Origin of the sequence: Massilia sp. PAMC28688 (genome assembly GCF_019443445.1) — a bacterium.
In the GTDB taxonomy this organism is placed as follows: Bacteria; Pseudomonadota; Gammaproteobacteria; order Burkholderiales; family Burkholderiaceae_D; genus Telluria_A.
The window spans coordinates 1,359,395-1,378,821 of the sequence record NZ_CP080378.1 but is presented as its reverse complement, the minus strand read 5'-3'; the positions used below and the strand labels follow the sequence as shown (position 1 = coordinate 1,378,821).

Here is a 19,427-nt window from a genome sequence, read left to right as displayed (position 1 = left end):
AGCGTAGTTGCTACACCGCGCACGGTGAACATGCAGGCTCGGCAGTCCTTCAAGGGCGCCGGGCCTTGCGCTTTTTCCGTGCGTGCAGTTTTCTTGGGTGCGATGTTCGCACTCAACCACGAGTTCCCCTGGTCGCGGGGGAACTCACCCCGCAGGGCAATCAAGCCCTGCAATTTTTGGAGCAACACATGAAAGTTATCGCATTCAATCGCACTTTGCAGGGGTCCGGAGCGAGCCGCCGCCTGCGTAATTCGGGCCAGGCGCCTGGCATCATCTACGGTGGCAGCGAAGCCCCGGCACTGATCGCCCTGGACGGCAACGCCCTGTACCACGCGCTGAAAAAAGAAGCCTTCCACGGTTCCGTGCTCGAGATGGAAATCGACGGCGCCAGCCAGCAAGTTTTGCTGCGCGACTTCCAGATGCACGCGTTCAAGCAACTGGTCCTGCACGCTGACTTCCAGCGCGTTGACGCCAACAGCAAGGTGCACAAGAAGATCGCCCTGCACTTCGTGAACGCCGACGTGTCGCCAGCCGTCAAGCTGCACGGCGCGACCATCTCGCACGTGATGGAGTCGCTGGACGTGTCCTGCCTGGCCAACGACCTGCCAGAGTTCATCACCGTTGACCTGTCGACCATCGACGTTGGCCACTCGATCCACCTGAACGACCTGAAGCTGCCAAACGGCGTGACCCCGCTCAAGGCCAGCAAGAACATCACCATCGCTACCGCTTCGGTACCGGCTGGCGTGGTGTCGGCTGAAGCCACTGCTGAAGCACCAGCAGCTGCGCCTGCCAAAAAAGGCAAGAAGTAATAGTCGCCGCCGTCCCTGCGGGACGGTGCGCACGAGGACCCGCGCGGCATGTTGCCCCGCGGGTTTTTTAACGTCTGTTATCCTTGCACACTCTTTTTTCGATGACCACTTCCATGCCAATCCGCCTCATCGTCGGCCTGGGCAATCCCGGCCCCGAATATGAACTGACCCGCCACAATGCCGGCTTCTGGCTGGTGGACAACCTCGCCAACAGCCTGCCTGGTTGCCGCCTGCAGCGCGAATCGCGTTTCAATGCCCTGGTCGCCAAGAGCGTGATCAAGGGCCAGGAAGTGTGGCTGCTGGAACCGCAAACCTATATGAACCGCTCCGGCCAGTCGGTGGGCGCGCTGGCGCGCTTTTTCAAGATCAATCCGGACGAAGTGCTGGTGGTGCATGACGAGCTGGACCTGGCGCCCGGCGTGGTCAAGATGAAGAAGGGTGGCTCCTCAGGCGGCCACAATGGCCTCAAGGACATTACTGCCGCGCTCGGCACCCAGGATTACTGGCGCTTGCGCATCGGCATTGGCCACCCGCGCACCATGGGCTTGCAGCAGCCGGTGGCGGACTTCGTGCTGCACCGCCCGCGCAAGGAAGAGCAGGTGCTGATCGAAGAATCGATCGAGAAAAGCCTGCGCGTGCTGGCGCTGGCCATTGAAGGCAAGTTTGATATCGCGACCATGCAGCTGCATACTGCCTGACGTCTTTTAATGGAAGCAGTGGCGTGTGGCGCAACAAGGTGTGGCGCCCGACCAGCTGGTCCCCGGCTTCGGCTCTCCTCTGGATGATGGCAAGGAGCTGCGCATATTCGTTAATGACCACGGATGGGTCAGCGGCGTAACAACCCGGGGTAATCGCGACAAAGCGGCGTCGGCGCAAGGGCACCGTGCCGCCCGTATAATTGAACGATGAACGCTTTATCCTTCCATGCTGGTCCGCGGGCGCTGGCGCATATCCGAGCTCATGGCCTGCGCGCCGCCGATGTGGCGGTGGTCCCGGCCGCTGCCGGTGGCCCGAAAGGGCTGATCTTCCAGTCGCTGGACCAATGGCTGTTCGGCACGTGGCTACCGGCCTCGCCGCGCGAACGCTCGCTGATCGGCTCCTCCATCGGGGCCTGGCGCATGGCCGCCGCCTGCCACGCCGATCCGGTCGCTGCTTTTGCCCGGCTGGGCGAGCTCTATACCAATCAACGCTACAGCGCCAAGCCTGACCGCCAGGAAATTGACAGGGTGTGCCAGCGCCTGCTTGCCGACTTTATCGGTGGCTACGAGCGCGAAGTGGTCAATCACCCGGATTACCGCCTGCATTTGCTGACCGTGCGAGGTTTGCGCGCGCTGGCCGCGCCGCCCCATGCGCGCGCAGAACTGACCGGGTTTGCCGTGGCATCGCTGCTCAATCTTGCCTCGCGCGAGCGCCTTGCACACCTGCTTGAGCGTGTAGTCGTCAGCGACCTACGCGGGGCGCCGCACTGGATGCAATCGGGCTTCGACAAGTTCACTACCCACTTTGCACCCCTCACCGAAAACAACCTGGGCACGGCCTTGCTCGCGTCAGGCACGCTGCCCTTGATCATGGCGCCGGTGCGCTCGCTGGCCGATGCCCCGCAGGGCAGTTACTGGGATGGTGGCATCATCGACTATCACCTGGCCTTGCCGTATTCCCGCCTGGACGAGCAGGAAATTGTGCTGTATCCGCATTTCACGCCGCACATTGTGCCGGGCTGGCTCGATAAGTCGATGCCCTGGCGTTGGGCCGGACGCGGCCCCAATCGCGGGTGGATGGACAATGTGCTGATCGTAGCGCCAACGCCTGAATTTTTGCGCACCCTCCCGCGCGGCAAGCTGCCTGACCGGAAGGACTTCAAGTTCCATGGCACTGACCACGATGCACGCATCAGCAACTGGCGGCATGCCATTGGCGAAGGCGGGCGCCTGCGCGACGAGCTGGCAGCATTTGTGCAGGCCCCGGACATGAGCCGGCTTCAGTCCCTGTAGGCGATATTCCAGCGTTGGGATTGATGATGTTTATCATATTGTAAGCTGTATAATATTGCATCATTCCGCGCCTGCCCATTCGGGCCGATGGCCGGTATCGTAGGAGAAGAGCATGGCAGGCGAAATAATTCGGATGGGCGACAAGACCAGCCACGGCGGCACCGTACTGGAAGGGTCGCAAACCGATATCTGCATGGGCAAGCCCATCGCATACATCGGTCACAAGACCCAGTGCCCGCAGTGCAAGGGTACATACCCCATTGTGGAAGGCGTGATGACAACGACCCTTTATGGGAAAGGCGTCGCCGTGGCCGGCATGAAAACGGCCTGTGGCGCAGTCCTTGTCGCGAGGCAGTTTACCGACATTGTGGAATAGTTACGCGGCTTAGCCTGGCTAGTGCGCGTCCTTTCGCGGGCGCACGCGACGGCGATATCGCAGTTGCCACCCCAACAAAAAAGCGCCCTGGCCCCCCGCCGAGGTTACAATACGGGGTTTCGGGCCGCTTGCGTCTTGCGTGCCCCTGTTCACCGAATCTGAAAGTTTTCCCATGAGTCTCCAATGCGGCATCGTCGGCCTGCCTAACGTCGGCAAGTCCACCCTTTTCAATGCGCTGACCAAGGCCGGCATTCCGGCCGAGAACTATCCGTTTTGCACCATCGAGCCGAACGTGGGCGTGGTCGAAGTGCCGGATCCGCGCATGGCCGCGCTGGCTGACATTGTCAAGCCGGAACGCATGGTCAACGCCATTGTCGAGTTTGTCGACATCGCCGGCCTGGTGGCGGGCGCGTCCAAGGGCGAGGGCCTGGGCAACCAGTTCCTGTCCCACATCCGCGAAACGGATGCCATCGTCAACGTAGTGCGCTGCTTTGAAGACGACAACGTGATCCACGTCGCTGGCAAGATCAGCCCGCTGGACGATATCGAAGTCATCCAGACCGAACTGGCCCTGGCCGACATGGGCACCGTGGAAAAAGCCATCCACCGCGAAAACAAAAAGGCGCGTTCGGGCGATAAGGATGCCGCCAAGCTGGTCGCGGTGATGGAGCGCATGATGCCCTTCCTCAACGATGCCAAGCCGGTGCGTTCGATGGGCCTGGATGCCGACGAAATGGCGCTCATCAAGCCGCTGTGCCTGATCACGGCCAAGCCGGCCATGTTCGTGGCCAACGTGTCCGATACCGGCTTCACCAACAATCCACTGCTCGACCAGCTGACCGCCTACGCCAAGGAGCAGAACGCGCCCATCGTCGCCATCTGCGCGGCGATCGAAAGCGAGATTGCCGATCTGGACGACGCCGACAAGGGCGCCTTCCTGGCCGACATGGGCATGGAAGAGCCGGGCCTTGACCGCCTGATCCGCGCCGCCTACAAGCTGCTGGGCCTGCAGACCTACTTCACGGCGGGCGTGAAGGAAGTGCGCGCCTGGACCATCCACATCGGCGACACGGCGCCACAGGCGGCCGGCGTGATCCACACCGACTTTGAGCGCGGCTTCATCCGCGCCCAGACCATTGCCTACGACGATTACATTGCGTACAAGGGGGAGTCCGGCGCCAAGGAAGCAGGCAAGATGCGCGCCGAAGGCAAGGAATACGTGGTGAAGGACGGTGACGTGCTCAACTTCCTGTTCAACGTCTGATGGCTTTGCCGCTCTGTCGTTGCGGCCGGGCTGACCAAGAATGAAAAAAATCGCGCTTTTGGCGCGATTTTTTTTTGCCCTTCCTGCACTGACGACATGCATCAGGATCCAACAAGATGCAGACGATCCGGCTGAAGGGCTGCACAGCAAATGTCGCACTGTTCGAGATCCAGAACGATGCGACCGTCACCAGCACCGCCATGCATCCATCTTGCAGGCGGCGATTCTCGTTCTTCAGGCGGGATAGCCGCTCACCGTGCCGACTTCTTCCTGGCCCGCCGGCGCACCAGCGCGCCAATTCCCACCAGCCCCAGCGCACCAATGCCGGCCACCGGCAGCGGCACCGGGCTTGGCGATGCCACTTCCGGTACGTTGCCGCGCAGCTCCTTGGGGAAGGGGCGGGGGCCGACCGGCACGATCTTCCAGTCCTTCTGGTCGGGCGGGGTGCGGGCCATGAATTCATCAAATGAAAATACGGGATTCGATCCCATGACGCGGCTCGACGGCACTTGTGGAATGCGAACCAGCACCAGCGCTTCGATATCGTCGCGCAACTGCTTTTCATAGCTGGTCAGCTCGCGCGGGCTTTTCACGGGCGTTGCGCCCACCAGCTGCATCAGGTCGTTGCCGGCCGCCTCGAACGCCACCGCCGGATACAGGCGCACCTGCTCTTCGGTCAGGTAGTCATAGATCTGGCGCCCCTTGGTCAGGCTCTGCTCCTTGCCCGCCACGTAGCCGTATGCGCCGATGGCCTTCAGGCTGCTGGTGGGACCGCGTTCCGGCACATGCCAGCCCAGGCCCTTGAACACATCCATGCTGATGCCGGCGCAGTTGGCGGCTGCATGGCGGTAGGTGAAATCATGCCGGTAAAAATGGTTGAACACGCGTTGCACACCACCCTGGTAGGCCGCCGCCGTGCGCGGATTGTTCAGCACCGCAACGAGCATGTAGGACGGCCGGTAATACTGCTGGCCGCTGTTCAAGTCCATCAGGTAGTTATCCATCGGCACCGGCGCGGCGACAATGCCCTTTTCGCTGAACGAATCAAGATTGTAGAAATTGTTCACGAGCCAGTCCGACCACTGGCCCTGCTTGCCCATGGTGCCGGTGGCGATGGCAAAGTGGCCGCCATAGGCTTCATCATCGTCGCCCTGGGCACCGTTGAGCATGATGCCGATCACCGGTTTGTCCTGCCACGCGCGCGCCTTGCTCGCGTTGCGCTCCCACAGCAGGCGGGTGGCAAACGGGCTGCTGGCCCCGCCCCCGTGTTCCTGCACGAACGATGCCAGCGTCTCGTTGGCAGCCAGCGGACGGGCTACCATGGACGGCCCGTCAATGGCAAAATCCTTGGGCCACACGGTGCGGGCAACGAAGGCAGATTGCCCATCGACCTCCTTGAGCGTGCCGCGCATGCGTACCTGGCGCGCGGCAAAAAAGGCGCTGGTCTTGTCGTTCCAGTACGACAGGTTGGCGGGGATCTTTGGCACCAGGGCCAGCGGGCTGACACTGCCGTCTGCGGCGCGCACCTGGCGCCCGTCCGGCAGCAAGGTGGCATCGTCGAAAATGTGCGGTGCACCCAGCCAGACCAGGCCCGGGTTCTCGAGCTTGAGGGCGGGCTGGGAGGTCGACCACGCCTTCACGTCCTGCGCAATGCCGGTGTAGCTGCCAAAACCCGAGATAGGCTGGGCCGGCTGGGGAACAGCCAGCACGTCATCCCTGAAATACCATAGCGCCTGGGGCAGAGTGGCGCAGTCTGCGCATTTGCCGTCTCGCAGCCGGAAGTTTTCCGACGGCAGAAGGCCGATACGCTCGCCGTCGAGCGCGCCTTTTACGCCAGCCGGTGGCGCGGCCATGACGTGCGTGAACGATGACACCAGCAGGGCGCTGGCAGCGGCGGCCATACGAAGCTTGAACATGAAACCATCCCATTCTTTATTAAAAATTCAACATTGCGGATATTAAACCGTTTCGGCGACAATTCCCACTTATTCCGCCCGTGAGATCTGAGGCATACTGGCGGCCAACTTCCTCTCAAGAAATAGCACAGCATGGCGATTTTGTCCGAACTGACTTTGTATCCGATCAAATCCTGTGCCGGTATTTCGGTCAAGGAAGCAACGCTGACCACGGCCGGCCTGTCGGTCGATGCCGTGTATGACCGCGAGTGGATGCTGGTCGATGAACAGGGCTGCTACCTGACCCAGCGCGAACATCCGCGCATGGCCCTCATCGCGCCGCGTCTTCGCAGCGAGACGCTGGAAGTGCGCGCGCCCGGCATGCTGCGCCTGGAAATTCCGCTTGGCTTGCCCGATCCGGAACACGAACGCACGCTGGAAGTGTCGATCTGGGACGACAAGGTGCTGGCCTACGATTGCGACGACCTGACGGCGGCCTGGTTTTCCAGCGCCATTGGCGCGCCGTGCCGGCTGGTACGCTTCCATGCCGGCGCCTCGCGCGTGACCAGCACCAAGTGGACCGGCGGTATCGAAGCGCCCACCCTGTTTTCGGACGGATACCCGGTGCTGCTGGCCGGCTCGGCCTCGTTGGCCGAGCTCAACGACAAGATGGTGGCGGCAGGACGTGCGCCACTGCCCATGAACCGTCTCCGTCCCAACGTCGTCATCGACGGCATCGGCGCCTTTGAGGAAGACTTTGCCGACCACTTTGCCCTCGGCGCGGCGCAGCTCAAGCCGGTCAAGCCATGCGGGCGTTGCCCCATTCCTGCCGTCGACCAGGCCACCGGTGTGCCCGGTCCCGATCCGCTCGATATCATGCGCAGCTTTCGAACCCGGCCTGCCATGAATGACGCCATCTGTTTCGGCATGAATTGCATCATTACCGCCGGTGACGGCGAGCGCCTGTACGTGGGCATGCCGGTCACCATGACGCTCGCGTTCTGAGAGCCACGGCTGGGATTGCCTGATTCAGCAGGGCGGCGGCGCCCACCCTCCCGGTGCATAATAATGCGCGACAAACGACACGTTGTTGCCAATTTTCATTTTCATTCGCGCCAGGATGGCGTAATGTGATACACGTACCAGCAAGATGAAACGGGAAGGAACGATATGCACGACGCGGGCGTTGCAGGGCGCGATCTGACGGAAGAAAACGAATCGCTGCGCGCGAGCATGGCGCACATGATGGAGCAGGCCGAACGCAACCACGGCATCATGTGCCGGCATCAGGCGTTCGACCTGGAAATTGTGGGCTCCGACAGTTTCCCCAGTTTGATCAGCACCATTTTCCGCAGCCTGCCCGTGATCTCCGAGCTCGACATTGTCAGCCTGTGCCTGATTGATGAAGGCGAAGATATCCGCACCGTCATGACGCGCCTTGGCGTCGATTTCGACGATTACCCGCACCTGGTGTTCGTGGAAAATGCACCGGCCCTGGGGTTTGTGCCATCGCGCAGCGACCTGCTCACCGGGCCGCCCCGTCCCTTGCTGGGGCCGTACATTCCGGCCAGCCACCAGCCCATGTTCCCGCATGCCCCGGCCGGCCTGCAAAGCATTGCCCTGGTCCCCCTGCTGCGCAACAAGCGCCTCATTGGCAGCCTCAACCTGGGCAGCCTGGACGGCACCCGTTTCACGCCCTCCATGGGGACCGACTTTGTGGAGCACATGGCCTCGATTATCGCCATCTGCCTCGAAAACGTCATCAGCAACGAAATGCTCAAGTACATCGGGCTGACCGATTCGCTGACCGGCGTCTACAACCGCCGCTACATCGACCGCCGCCTGACCGAAGAGGTGGCGCGCGCCCGCCGCCAGCAGTACCGCATTTCGGTGATGTACATCGACATCGACCACTTCAAGCAGGTCAATGACACCATGGGCCACCAGGGCGGCGACGAAGTGCTGCGTGAAGTGGCCACCCGCATCAAGGCTGAGTTGCGCGTTTCCGATGCCCTGGCGCGCTTCGGCGGCGAGGAATTCGTGGTCCTGCTGATCAATGCCGAATTGGCAGACGCCAGCGTGGTGGCTGAGCGCATTCGCACCAGCATCTTCAACCGCCCGTTTGCCCTCTCAAGCGGCAATACGCAGACCGTGTCGGTGTCCATTGGCGTTGCCGCGCTGGACGACTTTGCGCGCGACAACGCGGCCGAAGGCGCGGGCCAGGCCCTGCTGGCCAAGGCCGACAGCGCCCTGTACAAGGCCAAGGAAGCGGGGCGCAACCGCGTCATTGCCGGCGAATAGGGGCCGTCAGGCCGCGCCGAAACCAATCAGCAGCTTGTTGACGCGGCGCGGCTCCTTGAGCTGCAGCCAGTGTCCGATGTCGCCGTCCAGGCGCTCGTAGCGGAACGATCCCGCGACCCAGGCTGCCGAATCCTGCATCTGCGCCTCGGTCAGCGCCGGGTCGCCTTCGCTCCACACGCCCAGCACCGGCACGGTGACCGGCGGGTACTCTGCCCCCAGTGCCAGATGCCTGTTGGCGCGGTAGTAATTGAGGGCGGCCGTGAGCCGTCCTTCGCCGCTGAAGTTGGCGCGCCAGTCGTCCAGCTGCGCCTCGTCCACCGCCTGCGGCTTGAGCGCCATCAGGTCGCCGGCCCGGACCATGGCTTCGGCCACGCCCGGCAGCTGGAACAAGCCGGCGTACCAGGCTTTCAGTTTCTGGGCGATGCCTGCCCCGGCGTAGGCGTTGGGGTGGCCCACGGACAGCGCGGCAAACCGCTCCACCCGCTGCGGCGCCGCCATGCACACGTGCCAGCCCACCACGGCGCCCCAGTCGTGGCCCACCAGGTAGACGCGCTCAAGCTGCATGGCGTCCAGCAGGCCAATGATGTCGGCGCACAGCACCTTGACGTGATAGGCATCGGTTCCCGGCGGCGCATCGCTGGCGCCATAACCGCGCAGGTCCGGCATGATCACGCGGTAGCCCGCATTGACCAGTGCCGCCACCTGCTTGCGCCAGCTGGTGTGGGTATCGGGAAAACCGTGCAGCAGCACGATGGGCGCACCGGCGCCCACGCTCGCGACATTGAGCTTGATGCCGTTGGTGGCGATAAGTTCCTGATGCAGTTTCATGGAAGGGCGGGTCCTGGGTGGCGGAGAAGAGCCGGGACGGCACGGCTCCCGTCACGCCCATCCTAACCAATTTTGCGTGGCCCCGCCGCAATCGTGCTGCGCGCGTGCCTAATGCAGCAGGCGGCTCTCGGCCCGGTCCACCGCGTCGGCCGAGCCGCGCAGCACCACCACGTCGCCCATCTTGAATTCGGTGCGGGGCTTGACCTCCACCCGGTCCTTGCCGCGTCGGATGGTGGTCACTTCCGCGCCCACTTCGTGCAGCTCCAGTTCTTCCACGCGCTTGCCGATGGCGCCGGCATCGTCGCGCAGGATCACCGAATGCAGCCGCACGTAGGTGTGCTCGGGATCGTCCCCCGCGTCGCCGGCGCCGTGGAAGAAGCCGCGCAGCGAGGCATAGCGCTCGTCGCGCGCCAGCTGCACGCGGTGCACCACGCGCCGCAGCGGCACGCCCATCATGACCATGGCGTGCGAGGCCAGCATCAGGCTGCCCTCGAGCGCCTCCGGCACCACTTCGGCGGCGCCAGCTTTCTTCAGCAAATCCAGGTCGGTGTCGTCGTAGCTGCGCACGATGACCGGCAGGGCCGGGGCCAGCTCGTGGACCAGGTGCAGCACGCGCAGCGCCGACGCCGTGTCGGCATAGGTGATCACCAGGGCGCTGGCGCGATACAGGCCCGCCGCCACCAGGCTCTCCTTGCGGCCCGCGTCGCCGTACGACACGCTGGCACCGGCGGCCTGCGCTTCCTGGATCCGCTCCGGGTCCAGGTCCAGCGCCTGGTAGGCGATTTTTTCATCCGACAGCAGGGTGGCCAGGCTCTGCCCGCTGCGGCCGAAGCCGGCAATGATCACGTGCTTTTGCGCGGCCATGGTGCGCGAAGCGATCTGGGTCAGCTGCAGCGACTGCAGCATCCATTCGTTGGACGAGAGCTTCATCACGATCCGGTCCGATTTCTCGAACAGGAAGGGCGCCACCAGCATCGACAGCACCATGGAGGCGAGCACCAGCTGGATGATGAAAGGATCGATCAGGTTCGCGCCCGAGGTCAGCGTCAACAGCACGAAGCCGAATTCACCGGCCTGCGCCAGCGCCAGGCCGGTGCGGATCGAGACCCCGTCGGAGGAACCAAACAACTTGGTCAGCGCCGCGATCAGAGCAAACTTGACCAGCACCGGGCCGCACAGCAGGATCAGCACCAGCCACCAGTGCGCAATCACCAGCTGGACGTTGAGCAGCATGCCCACGGTGATAAAGAAAAGCCCCAGCAGCACATCGCGGAACGGCTTGATGTCTTCTTCCACCTGATGCTTGTACTGGGTTTCCGAAATGAGCATGCCGGCCACAAAAGCGCCCAGCGCCATCGACAGGCCGGCGCGCTCGGTGATCCAGGCCGCGCCCAGGGTGATCAGGAGCAGGTTGAGCATGAACAGCTCCTGCGAGCGGCGCTTGACCACCAGCGTGAACCACTTGCGCATGATTTTCTGCCCGATGAACAGCAGCAGCACCAGCACGCCAATGGCCTTCAGGCCGGCCCAGGCCAGCGTCTCGGCCAGTTCCTCGGGCGGCTTGCCGAGCGACGGGATCATGATCAGGAGCGGCACCACGGCCAGATCCTGGAACAGCAGGATGCCGATGATCTTGCGCCCATGTTCGCTTTCCAGTTCCAGCCGCTCGGTGAGCATCTTGACGGCGATGGCGGTGGAGGACATGGCCAGCGCCCCGCCCAGGGCAAAAGCCGCCTGCCAGCTGACCTGGTAGGCCGGCGGCAGCTGGGTGGAAAGCAGCCAGCCGAATATCATGGTGGAGGCGATTGTCAATACAACCTGCGCCGTCCCCAGGCCGAACACCACGCGCCGCATGGCCATGAGCTGGGCCAGCGAAAACTCCAGGCCAATTGAAAACATGAGGAAGACCACACCGAATTCGGCCAGGGTGTGGGTGGTGTCGTTATTTTCGGCCAGCCCCAGCGCGTGGGGACCAATCAGGATGCCGACGGCCAGGTAGCCCAGCATGGGAGGCAGGTGGAGAGAGCGGAAAGCGACTACGCCCAGCACTGCGCTGCCCAGCAATAAGAGCGTTTGTTCGAGACCTGACACCATGCTTTGCCAATGAAGTAATGTGGGGACCGCGTACGCGGAAATCGTTGTTTGTTACGTCTGGCAAGTTTTTTGCTTTCGCAATTCGTTTATACTGCTTTCCATGAGTGTAACCGATGAAAAAACAATGCTGAAAGCTTTTGACCGTTTTGACCAGCAAGCGCTCGAACGGGCCATGGACATGGCGCGCGAGACGCTCGACATCGAAGTCGACGCCATGCACGCGCTCCAGCGGCGCCTGCTCGGCGACGACAGCGTGGGCAAGGCTGTGGGCCTGCTGCTTGCCTGCGGTGGCCGGGTGGTGGTGTCGGGCATCGGCAAGTCCGGCCACATCGGGCGCAAGATCGCCGCCACCCTGGCGTCCACCGGTACCCCGGCCATGTTTGTCCATCCGGCAGAAGCTGCCCACGGCGACCTGGGCATGGTCACGGCGCAGGATGCCTTTATCGCCATTTCCAATTCCGGCGAAACGGCAGAACTGATGTCGATCCTGCCCATCATCAAGCGCATGGGTGCGCCCCTGATCGCCATGACGGGCAATCCCAAGTCCTCGCTGGCGCTGCTGGCCGACGTCCACCTCGATGTTTCGGTGGCCAAGGAAGCCTGCCCCCTCAACCTCGCACCCACCGCTTCCACCACGGTCACGCTGGCCCTGGGCGACGCCCTGGCCGTGGCTCTGCTGGACGCGCGTGGTTTCAAGGAAGAAGACTTCGCGCGCTCCCACCCCGGTGGTGCCCTGGGCCGGCGCCTGCTGACCCACGTGCGCGACGTGATGCGCAGCGGCGAGGCGGTGCCGCGCGTGCTGGCCGACGTGCCGCTGGCCACGGCCCTGCTTGAAATCACCCAGAAAGGCATGGGCATGACGGCGGTGGTCGATGAAGCCGGCCACCCGATCGGCGTGTTCACCGACGGCGACCTGCGCCGCCTCATCGAACGGGTCCAGGACTTCACCAAGATCGTCATTCGCGACGTCATGCACGCCAATCCGCGCCGCGTGCGGCCGGAGCAGCTGGCCGTGGACGCGGTGCACGTGATGGAAGAAAACCGCATCAACCAGATGCTGGTGGTCGATGATGAAGATCGCCTGGTGGGCGCCCTGCACATCCACGACCTCACGCGCGCAAAGGTGATCTGATGACTGACCCGAACAACATCGCGGCAGAGCGTCCCCGCACCGAACTTGCGCACATGCGCCGCGCTGCGGCCATCAAGGTCATGATCTTTGACGTCGACGGCGTACTGACCGACGGCAGCCTTACCTACGGCCCGGATGGCGAAGCGACCAAGACCTTCAATGTGCTCGATGGCCTGGGCATCCAGCTGCTCCAGAAAAGCGGGGTGGCGACCGCCATCATCAGTGCCCGCAATTCGCCGATCGTGGTGCGGCGCGCGGCCGACCTGGGCATACAGCACGTGCACCAGGGCATCCACGACAAGCGGGTGGCCTTTGCGCGCCTGCTGGAGGCAACCGGCTTGACGGCCGACCAGTGCGGCTATATCGGCGACGACGTGATCGACCTGCCGCTGCTGCTGCAGGTGGGCTTTGCCGTCACCGTACCAACCGGCCACCCGGAGGTGCAGCACCGCGCCCATTACGTCACGCGCGCGGGGGGCGGGCGCGGCGCCGTGCGCGAGGTGTGCGACATGGTGATGCGTGCCCAGGGTACGTACGAGGCGGCGCTGGCGCCGTATTTCGCCTGATGGATAAACACAAGCGCACAGCCCACCGCTGGCCGCTGCTGGCGATGATCACGGCCGGGGTGTTCCTGGCCGCCGGTTCGTTCTGGCTGGTGCAGGTCATGAACCGGCCGGATGTGAGCTTCAACCCCGATGCGGGCGACGAGCCGGATTACATCATCGAAAAATTCAGCTTCGTGCGCATGACTCCTGACGGCAAGCCGCGCTACCTGTTCCATGGCGAGCGCCTCACGCACCGGCCGCACAGCGACGTGTCCATCGTCGAGCGGCCGATCCTGAAGAACCTGACCCCGGGCGCGCCGCCCATGACGGCCAGGGCCAACAGCGCGCGCATCCGGCACCAGGACAACGAGGTGGACCTGCTGGGAAATGTCGATATCAGCCGTCCGGCATCGGCCACCACGCGCGCAATGCAGATGCAGACCGAGGCGCTGACAGTGCTGCCGGACGAAGACCGCATGAAAACGGACCAGCAGGTCAAGATGACAATGGGCAGCGCCACCATTACCGGCATGGGAATGCAGGCCAACGACGCCACGCGCCAGATCACGATGGGCCGCGGCAGGATGGTGTATCCGCCACCGGCGGCGCGCTAGCATCGGGCAAGACCAAACAAACAGACTGACAAGAACATGAAAAAAATTATCGCAATCGCCGTCATGGGGCTGGCCATGCTGTCCGCCTCGGCCGAAAAGGCAGACGCGGGCAAGACCGCCGTGATCGACTACACCGACCTGGTGGTCGATGAAGTCAACCAGACCACCATCCTGACCGGGAACGTCATTGTGACCAAGGGCACGCTGGTGCTGCGCGCCGAACGGGTGGTCATCAAGCGCACGGCCGACGACTACATGCAGATCACCATGACCAGCAACGGTGGCAAGCCTGCGACCTTCCGCCAGAAGCGCGACGGTGGCCCCAATCTGTGGGTGGAAGGGGAGGCGGCGCGCATCGAGTACGACGAGCGCAGCGCCCTGGTCAAGCTGTTTTCCGGCGCCCGCATTCGCCAGCTGGAAGGCACGCGCCTGACTGACGAAATCCAGAGCGAATACATTTCCTACGACAGTCTGCGCGAGGTATTCACGGCCCGCAATGATGCCAGCGGCGCCAGCAAGCCTGGCGGCGGCCGCGGACAATTGATCATCGCCCCGCGCCGGCCGCGCGCCGCAACGGAGACGCCTGCGCAGGCTCCGGCTCCGGCTCCGGCTCCGGCTCCGTCACAGTCGCCGGGGACCTGAGCATGGAACCGAAACGCTGCGGCAGCACGCTGATCGTTCGCGGGCTGCAGAAAAGTTATGGCAAAAAGCTGGTGGTGCGCGACGTCTCGCTGCAGGTGGAGTGCGGCGAGGTCGTGGGCCTGCTGGGCCCCAACGGCGCCGGCAAGACCACCTCGTTCTACATGATCGTGGGCCTGGTGCCGTCGGACGCGGGCAGTATCGATATCAGCGGGGTCGATATTTCGACCATGCCGATTCATCGCCGCGCCACGCTCGGCCTGTCCTATCTGCCGCAGGAGGCTTCGGTGTTCCGGCGCCTGACAGTGGAAGAAAACATCCGCGCCGTGCTCGAACTGCAAAAGGTGGATGGCAAATCGCTCTCCAAGACCGAGATCAACGAGCGCCTCGACAACCTGCTGGCCGACCTGCAGATTGAAAAGCTGCGCGAGAGCCAGGCCATGTCGCTCTCCGGCGGCGAGCGGCGGCGCGTGGAAATCGCGCGCGCGCTGGCGACCAACCCGCGCTTTGTCCTGCTCGACGAGCCGTTTGCCGGCGTCGACCCGATTGCCGTCATCGAGATCCAGCGCATCGTGCGCTTCCTGAAAGAGCGCGGCATCGGCGTCTTGATCACCGACCACAATGTGCGCGAGACGCTTGGCATCTGCGACCGCGCCTACATCATCAACCAGGGTGCGGTGCTGGCGTCGGGACGGCCAGACGACATCATCGCGGACGAATCGGTACGGCGCGTCTACCTTGGTGAACACTTCCGCATGTAAGCGATGAAACAGTCACTTCAACTACGCACCTCGCAGCACCTGGCGCTCACGCCGCAGCTGCAGCAGTCGATCCGGCTGCTGCAGCTGTCCACGCTGGAGCTGCACCAGGAACTGGAGCAGCTGCTGACCGACAATCCGCTGCTCGAACGCCTGGACGATCCGCTTGACCACTCGGTACGCCTGCTGGCCGACGGCGCCATCGGCAGCAATGCCACGCCGGGCGAAGCGGCGCCGGAGCCGGGCGCCCAGGATGCACCGGCGCCGGCCGAAGCGGAGGGTGGCGATGCGCCGGACAGCGAAGCGCCGCAGGGACCGGAAGGCGACGCCGACTGGGGCGAACAGACCCGTGCCAAGGGCTCGGACGATGAAGACTCGCGCCCGCAGCTGGAAGCGTCGTCGACCACGCTGCGCGAGCACCTGATGGAGCAGATGCGGGTAACGGTGAGCGAAGGGCGCGACCGCGCACTGGTGGAGCTGATCATCGATGCGCTCGACGACAATGGCTACCTGACCGAAACGCTGGAAGAGATCCACGAACGCCTGCCGGCCGAACTGGAGATCGACTTCGACGAAATGAAGACCGCGCTGGCGCTGCTGCAAAGCTTTGACCCGGTGGGCGTGGGGGCGCGTTCGGCCTCGGAGTGCCTGTGCCTGCAGATCAAGGCCATGCCGGGCGTACCGCTGGTCACGCGGCGCATGGCCCTGGCCATCGTCGACAAGCACCTGGCCTGGTTCGCGCAGCGCGAATTCAACAAGCTGAAAAAGGCCCTCGACTGCGATGACGAAGACCTGCGCGAGGCGCAGGCCGTGATCCGCCAGTGCAATCCGCATCCGGGCGCCGTGTTCGCGTCGGACGTGTCGGACTTCGTGGTGCCGGACGTGATCGTGCGCAAGGCCAAGGGCGGCTGGTCGGTATCGCTCAACAATGAAGTCATGCCGCGCCTGCGGGTGAACAATATGTATGCCAGCCTGCTCAAGCAGGGCAAGGGCGAAGGACAGATGAGCGCGCAGCTGCAGGAAGCGAAGTGGCTGATCAAAAACATGCGCCAGCGTTTCGACACCATCCTGCGTGTTTCGGAGGCAATTGTTGAGCGCCAGCGCAATTTCTTTTCGCACGGGGCGGTTGCCATGCGCCCACTTGTGCTGCGCGAAATTGCTGATACACTTGGTCTGCACGAGAGCACCATCTCTCGTGTCACCACGCAGAAATACATGCTGACCCCGCACGGCATGTTTGAGTTGAAGTACTTTTTCGGCAGCCACGTCGCCACCGAAGCGGGGGGAGAAGCATCCTCGACGGCGATTCGCGCGCTGATTGTGCAATTGACAGGAGCAGAAGACCCTAAAAATCCATTATCCGACAGTAAGATTGCGGACATGCTGGGGGAACAGGGTATGGTCATTGCGCGCCGGACCGTTGCCAAATACCGGGAAGCGCTCAAAATCCCGCCCGTCAGTCTCCGAAAGTGTCTGTAGATTGCAGTATTGCCTGGCAATGCCAGGTGGTAAGCCTTGTTCCTCTGCGCACGCGCATGAACTGAAAGTGACACCATCTTTAGGAGTGTGTATGAATCTCACAATTAGCGGACATCATCTCGAAGTGACACCAGCCATCCGTGAATACGTACAAGCCAAGCTCGAGCGCGTAAAGCGCCATTTCGACCAGGTGATCGATATCGCCGTGATTCTCACCGTCGACAATCTCACTGAAAAAGAAAAGCGCCAGAAGGCCGAAATCAATCTGCGCCTGTCCGGCAAAACTGTCTATGTGGAAAGCCTCTCCCACGACCTGTACGCGGCCATCGACTGCCTGGTCGACAAGCTCGACCGCCAGGTCATGAAGTACAAGGGCAAGGTCCAGGACCACAATCACCAGGCCATCAAGCACATGCCTGAAGAGCAGAGCCCGGAAGCGGTGTAACTGCACCGGGTTCCACAGCCAAAGGCGTCCGCGAGGGCGCCTTTTTGCTGTTCGCGGTCAGCATCCGGCGCCCTGGTCAGGTGCGGGCCCGGGCGGCTTGCCGGAAGCAATTGGTGGCGCTCCAGTGCGGCGGTAAAATAGCGCTCTTTTCTCTTTCCTACTGCCTGCCATGAGCACATACGTCCTGCATCGCGTTGCCGACCGAACCGGCATCATCACCCTCGACCGCCCGAAGGCCCTCAATTCGCTGTCGCTGCAGATGGTGCGCGACCTGACCGCCATCCTGGAGGCGTGGCGTGACGACGCCGGGATCGATGCGGTGGTCATCGGCAGCAGCAGTCCCAAGGCGCTGTGCGCCGGCGGCGACATCCGCTTTTTCCATGAGTGCGGTCATGCCACGCCCATGGGAGGCAGCGCGCTGCTGGAAGACTTTTTCACCGAGGAATACGCACTCAACCACCTGATCCACTTGTATCCCAAGCCTTACGTGGCCTTGATGGATGGCGTGGTCATGGGGGGCGGCATGGGCATTGCGCAGGGCGGCCCGGATTGCCGCATCCGCATCGTGACTGAAAAAACCAAGATGGCCATGCCGGAAGTGAACATCGGCCTGTTTCCCGATGTGGGGGGCAGCTACTTCCTGTCCCGTGCGCCGGGGCAGCTGGGCAACTACCTGGGGCTGACGGGGCTGACCATCGGTGCGGCCGATGCGCTGTACGTGGGACTGGCCGACCTGTTCGTGCCGCACGAGCAGATGGCAGCGCTTGGCGCGCTCATCGACGCCACGCCAGGGGCGCAGCTGCGCGAGGCGATCAGCAATTTTGCGGCGCCGTTTGCTGGACAGTCTGGCAGCAGTGAACTGGCAGCAGCGCGCGCTGACATCGACCGCCATTTCGGCGCCCCGTCGGTCGCCGCCATCATGCTGTCGCTCGAAGGCGACGACAGTGCCTTCGCGCAAAAGGCGCTGGCCGCCATGCGCCAGCGTTCACCGCTGATGATGTGCGTAACGCGCGAACTGCTGGTACGCGGTGCCGGCCTCGATGTGGCGGGCTGCCTGCGCATGGAACGCACCATGGTGCGGCACAACTTTGAACACGGCGAAGTGCTGGAAGGCGTGCGCGCGCTGGTGATTGACAAGGACAATGCGCCGAAGTGGAATCCGCCGACTTTGGAGCAGGTGAGCGAGGACATGGTGGCGCGCTTTTTCATGCCGGTGTGGCCGGACAGCGCGCATCCGCTGCGGCACTTGCAAGGCTGATCTTCAAGGGGGCGGCCCCTGCGGACTGTGGCGGGCGGACTAGCTCTGTTCGCGATGACGCAGTACCACGCGCTCGGTCGGGCTGAAGTAGGCGGCCAGCCTTTCGGCCATGTACACCGAGCGATGCTGCCCGCCGGTACACCCTACCGCCACCGTCAGATAGCTGCGGTTGTCGGTCTTAAATGACGGCAGCCACTTGGCGATAAAGGCGCGGATATCTTCCAGCAATTCGGCGGCGCTGGGCTGCGCGTCGAGGAAGGCAATCACCGGCGCGTCCATGCCGGTCAGCGGCCGCAGCGTGAGGTCGTAGTAGGGATTGGGCAGCGCACGCACGTCAAACACGAAGTCCGCGTCCAGCGGCACGCCCAGCTTGAATGCAAACGACTCGAAGAACAGCGTGATGGGCGCGCGCTCAATGGCCACCAGCTCCTTGATCCAGGCGCGCAGTTTGTTGGCCGACAGTTCGGAGGTGTCGATCACATGTCCCAGCTGCTCGATGGCGGACAGCCGTTCGCGCTCTTCCAGGATGCATTCGATCAGGGTGCGGCGCGAGGCGGGATTTTCGTCGGGCCGCAGCTGGTGCGACAGGGGATGGCTACGCCGCGTTTCGGAAAAGCGCGCTACCAGCGAATGGGTATTGGCGGTCAGGAACATGACCTTGACGTCGTGCCCATCGTCCTTAAGCATGCGGATATTGGCCGGCAGCTCGACCAGCGATTGCGCGCTGCGGGCGTCGACTGCCACCGCCAGCGACTCGGTACCGTCGGCAATGAGCGCGCTTACCAGGCTTGGCAGCAGGGCGGGCGGGAGATTGTCAACGCAGTAGTATCCAGAGTCCTCAAGTACCCTGACAGCTACTGACTTACCTGAACCGGAAATACCTGTAATGAGAACAATGCGCATGCCCTTGATGATACCGCATGCGGCCATTTTCTGTTTGGACGCCGCGCGAGCGCCTGGGGCCCGTGTCTTGCAAGCAGGGTGTTGATTATCGTG

19 protein-coding genes are annotated in these 19,427 nt (G+C 63.2%); 15 read left to right on the top strand and 4 right to left on the bottom strand.

Annotated elements, in window-relative coordinates:
- Positions 1–188: 188 nt before the first annotated feature.
- The 5 genes from KY495_RS06130 (at position 189) to ychF (ending at position 4,443) form a co-directional block, all read left to right on the top strand.
- Positions 189–812 (top strand): 50S ribosomal protein L25/general stress protein Ctc, encoded by a 624-nt coding sequence (locus tag KY495_RS06130; RefSeq protein WP_219882832.1) that lies wholly within the window; start codon positions 189–191, stop codon positions 810–812.
- Positions 813–925: 113 nt separating this feature from the next.
- On the top strand, positions 926–1,510 hold the full coding sequence (pth, locus tag KY495_RS06125) for an aminoacyl-tRNA hydrolase (RefSeq protein ID WP_219882831.1): 585 nt from the start codon (positions 926–928) through the stop codon (positions 1,508–1,510).
- A 207-nt stretch (positions 1,511–1,717) separates the two neighbouring features.
- Positions 1,718–2,803, top strand: a complete 1,086-nt coding sequence (locus KY495_RS06120) for a patatin-like phospholipase family protein (RefSeq protein ID WP_219882830.1) — start codon at positions 1,718–1,720, stop codon at positions 2,801–2,803.
- Positions 2,804–2,915: 112 nt separating this feature from the next.
- Complete coding sequence (locus KY495_RS06115) at positions 2,916–3,179, top strand: PAAR domain-containing protein (protein WP_219882829.1); 264 nt, start codon at positions 2,916–2,918, stop codon at positions 3,177–3,179.
- 172 nt (positions 3,180–3,351) lie between these two features.
- A complete protein-coding gene (gene ychF / locus KY495_RS06110; RefSeq protein ID WP_219882828.1) occupies positions 3,352–4,443 on the top strand; it encodes a redox-regulated ATPase YchF in 1,092 nt (363 codons plus the stop codon).
- Between the two features lie 251 nt (positions 4,444–4,694).
- On the opposite strand, the gene KY495_RS06105 is transcribed toward ychF, so the two are convergent.
- Complete coding sequence (locus KY495_RS06105; RefSeq protein ID WP_219882827.1) at positions 4,695–6,359, bottom strand: hypothetical protein; 1,665 nt, start codon at positions 6,357–6,359, stop codon at positions 4,695–4,697.
- A gap of 132 nt (positions 6,360–6,491) precedes the next feature.
- On the opposite strand from KY495_RS06105, the gene KY495_RS06100 reads away from it, so the two are divergent.
- Together KY495_RS06100 and KY495_RS06095 are read left to right on the top strand one after the other, a co-directional pair.
- On the top strand, positions 6,492–7,343 hold the full coding sequence (locus KY495_RS06100; protein WP_219882826.1) for an MOSC domain-containing protein: 852 nt from the start codon (positions 6,492–6,494) through the stop codon (positions 7,341–7,343).
- Positions 7,344–7,508: 165 nt separating this feature from the next.
- Positions 7,509–8,639 carry a diguanylate cyclase gene (locus KY495_RS06095; protein ID WP_219882825.1) on the top strand — a complete coding sequence of 377 codons (1,131 nt, stop codon included), beginning with the start codon at positions 7,509–7,511 and terminating at the stop codon, positions 8,637–8,639.
- Positions 8,640–8,645: 6 nt separating this feature from the next.
- Here KY495_RS06095 and KY495_RS06090 read toward each other — a convergent pair whose 3' ends face one another.
- Both KY495_RS06090 and KY495_RS06085 read right to left on the bottom strand, forming a co-directional pair.
- Positions 8,646–9,467 carry an alpha/beta fold hydrolase gene (locus KY495_RS06090; RefSeq protein WP_219882824.1) on the bottom strand — a complete coding sequence of 274 codons (822 nt, stop codon included), beginning with the start codon at positions 9,465–9,467 and terminating at the stop codon, positions 8,646–8,648.
- Positions 9,468–9,575: 108 nt separating this feature from the next.
- Complete coding sequence (locus KY495_RS06085; protein ID WP_219882823.1) at positions 9,576–11,561, bottom strand: monovalent cation:proton antiporter family protein; 1,986 nt, start codon at positions 11,559–11,561, stop codon at positions 9,576–9,578.
- 100 nt (positions 11,562–11,661) lie between these two features.
- Here KY495_RS06085 and KY495_RS06080 point away from each other — a divergent pair, with 100 nt between their 5' ends.
- The 8 genes from KY495_RS06080 (at position 11,662) to KY495_RS06045 (ending at position 18,431) form a co-directional block, all read left to right on the top strand.
- Complete coding sequence (locus KY495_RS06080) at positions 11,662–12,693, top strand: SIS domain-containing protein (RefSeq protein ID WP_374040991.1); 1,032 nt, start codon at positions 11,662–11,664, stop codon at positions 12,691–12,693.
- 53 nt (positions 12,694–12,746) lie between these two features.
- Positions 12,747–13,259, top strand: a complete 513-nt coding sequence (locus tag KY495_RS06075; protein WP_219884131.1) for an HAD family hydrolase — start codon at positions 12,747–12,749, stop codon at positions 13,257–13,259.
- Positions 13,259–13,852: an LPS export ABC transporter periplasmic protein LptC gene (gene lptC / locus KY495_RS06070; protein WP_219882821.1), complete on the top strand. Its 594-nt coding sequence runs from the start codon at positions 13,259–13,261 to the stop codon at positions 13,850–13,852. Before KY495_RS06075 ends, lptC begins: the two co-directional genes overlap by 1 nt.
- A gap of 36 nt (positions 13,853–13,888) precedes the next feature.
- The gene (gene lptA / locus KY495_RS06065; protein WP_219882820.1) at positions 13,889–14,494 is read left to right on the top strand and encodes a lipopolysaccharide transport periplasmic protein LptA; all 606 of its coding nucleotides are present in this window, start codon (positions 13,889–13,891) and stop codon (positions 14,492–14,494) included.
- Positions 14,495–14,496: 2 nt separating this feature from the next.
- Positions 14,497–15,252: an LPS export ABC transporter ATP-binding protein gene (gene lptB, locus KY495_RS06060; protein WP_219882819.1), complete on the top strand. Its 756-nt coding sequence runs from the start codon at positions 14,497–14,499 to the stop codon at positions 15,250–15,252.
- A 3-nt stretch (positions 15,253–15,255) separates the two neighbouring features.
- Positions 15,256–16,728 (top strand): RNA polymerase factor sigma-54, encoded by a 1,473-nt coding sequence (locus KY495_RS06055; RefSeq protein WP_219882818.1) that lies wholly within the window; start codon positions 15,256–15,258, stop codon positions 16,726–16,728.
- 91 nt (positions 16,729–16,819) lie between these two features.
- A complete protein-coding gene (gene hpf, locus KY495_RS06050) occupies positions 16,820–17,173 on the top strand; it encodes a ribosome hibernation-promoting factor, HPF/YfiA family (RefSeq protein ID WP_219882817.1) in 354 nt (117 codons plus the stop codon).
- A 169-nt stretch (positions 17,174–17,342) separates the two neighbouring features.
- Positions 17,343–18,431, top strand: coding sequence for an enoyl-CoA hydratase/isomerase family protein (locus KY495_RS06045; protein ID WP_219882816.1), 1,089 nt, complete (start codon positions 17,343–17,345; stop codon positions 18,429–18,431).
- Positions 18,432–18,470: 39 nt separating this feature from the next.
- Here KY495_RS06045 and rapZ read toward each other — a convergent pair whose 3' ends face one another.
- Complete coding sequence (gene rapZ / locus KY495_RS06040) at positions 18,471–19,334, bottom strand: RNase adapter RapZ (RefSeq protein WP_219884130.1); 864 nt, start codon at positions 19,332–19,334, stop codon at positions 18,471–18,473.
- Positions 19,335–19,427 lie beyond the last annotated feature (93 nt).

Coding starts and splice junctions, on each gene's coding strand:
- KY495_RS06105 (WP_219882827.1), bottom strand. CDS start 6,359: ATGTTCAAGCTTCGTATGGCCGCCGCTGCCAGCGCCCTGCTGGTGTCA.
- hpf (WP_219882817.1), top strand. CDS start 16,820: ATGAATCTCACAATTAGCGGACATCATCTCGAAGTGACACCAGCCATC.
- KY495_RS06120 (WP_219882830.1), top strand. CDS start 1,718: ATGAACGCTTTATCCTTCCATGCTGGTCCGCGGGCGCTGGCGCATATC.
- KY495_RS06090 (WP_219882824.1), bottom strand. CDS start 9,467: ATGAAACTGCATCAGGAACTTATCGCCACCAACGGCATCAAGCTCAAT.
- KY495_RS06080 (WP_374040991.1), top strand. CDS start 11,662: ATGAGTGTAACCGATGAAAAAACAATGCTGAAAGCTTTTGACCGTTTT.
- KY495_RS06045 (WP_219882816.1), top strand. CDS start 17,343: ATGAGCACATACGTCCTGCATCGCGTTGCCGACCGAACCGGCATCATC.
- lptA (WP_219882820.1), top strand. CDS start 13,889: ATGAAAAAAATTATCGCAATCGCCGTCATGGGGCTGGCCATGCTGTCC.
- lptB (WP_219882819.1), top strand. CDS start 14,497: ATGGAACCGAAACGCTGCGGCAGCACGCTGATCGTTCGCGGGCTGCAG.
- ychF (WP_219882828.1), top strand. CDS start 3,352: ATGAGTCTCCAATGCGGCATCGTCGGCCTGCCTAACGTCGGCAAGTCC.
- KY495_RS06075 (WP_219884131.1), top strand. CDS start 12,747: ATGCGCCGCGCTGCGGCCATCAAGGTCATGATCTTTGACGTCGACGGC.
- KY495_RS06100 (WP_219882826.1), top strand. CDS start 6,492: ATGGCGATTTTGTCCGAACTGACTTTGTATCCGATCAAATCCTGTGCC.
- pth (WP_219882831.1), top strand. CDS start 926: ATGCCAATCCGCCTCATCGTCGGCCTGGGCAATCCCGGCCCCGAATAT.
- KY495_RS06055 (WP_219882818.1), top strand. CDS start 15,256: ATGAAACAGTCACTTCAACTACGCACCTCGCAGCACCTGGCGCTCACG.
- KY495_RS06115 (WP_219882829.1), top strand. CDS start 2,916: ATGGCAGGCGAAATAATTCGGATGGGCGACAAGACCAGCCACGGCGGC.
- KY495_RS06130 (WP_219882832.1), top strand. CDS start 189: ATGAAAGTTATCGCATTCAATCGCACTTTGCAGGGGTCCGGAGCGAGC.
- KY495_RS06095 (WP_219882825.1), top strand. CDS start 7,509: ATGCACGACGCGGGCGTTGCAGGGCGCGATCTGACGGAAGAAAACGAA.
- KY495_RS06085 (WP_219882823.1), bottom strand. CDS start 11,561: ATGGTGTCAGGTCTCGAACAAACGCTCTTATTGCTGGGCAGCGCAGTG.
- rapZ (WP_219884130.1), bottom strand. CDS start 19,334: ATGCGCATTGTTCTCATTACAGGTATTTCCGGTTCAGGTAAGTCAGTA.
- lptC (WP_219882821.1), top strand. CDS start 13,259: ATGGATAAACACAAGCGCACAGCCCACCGCTGGCCGCTGCTGGCGATG.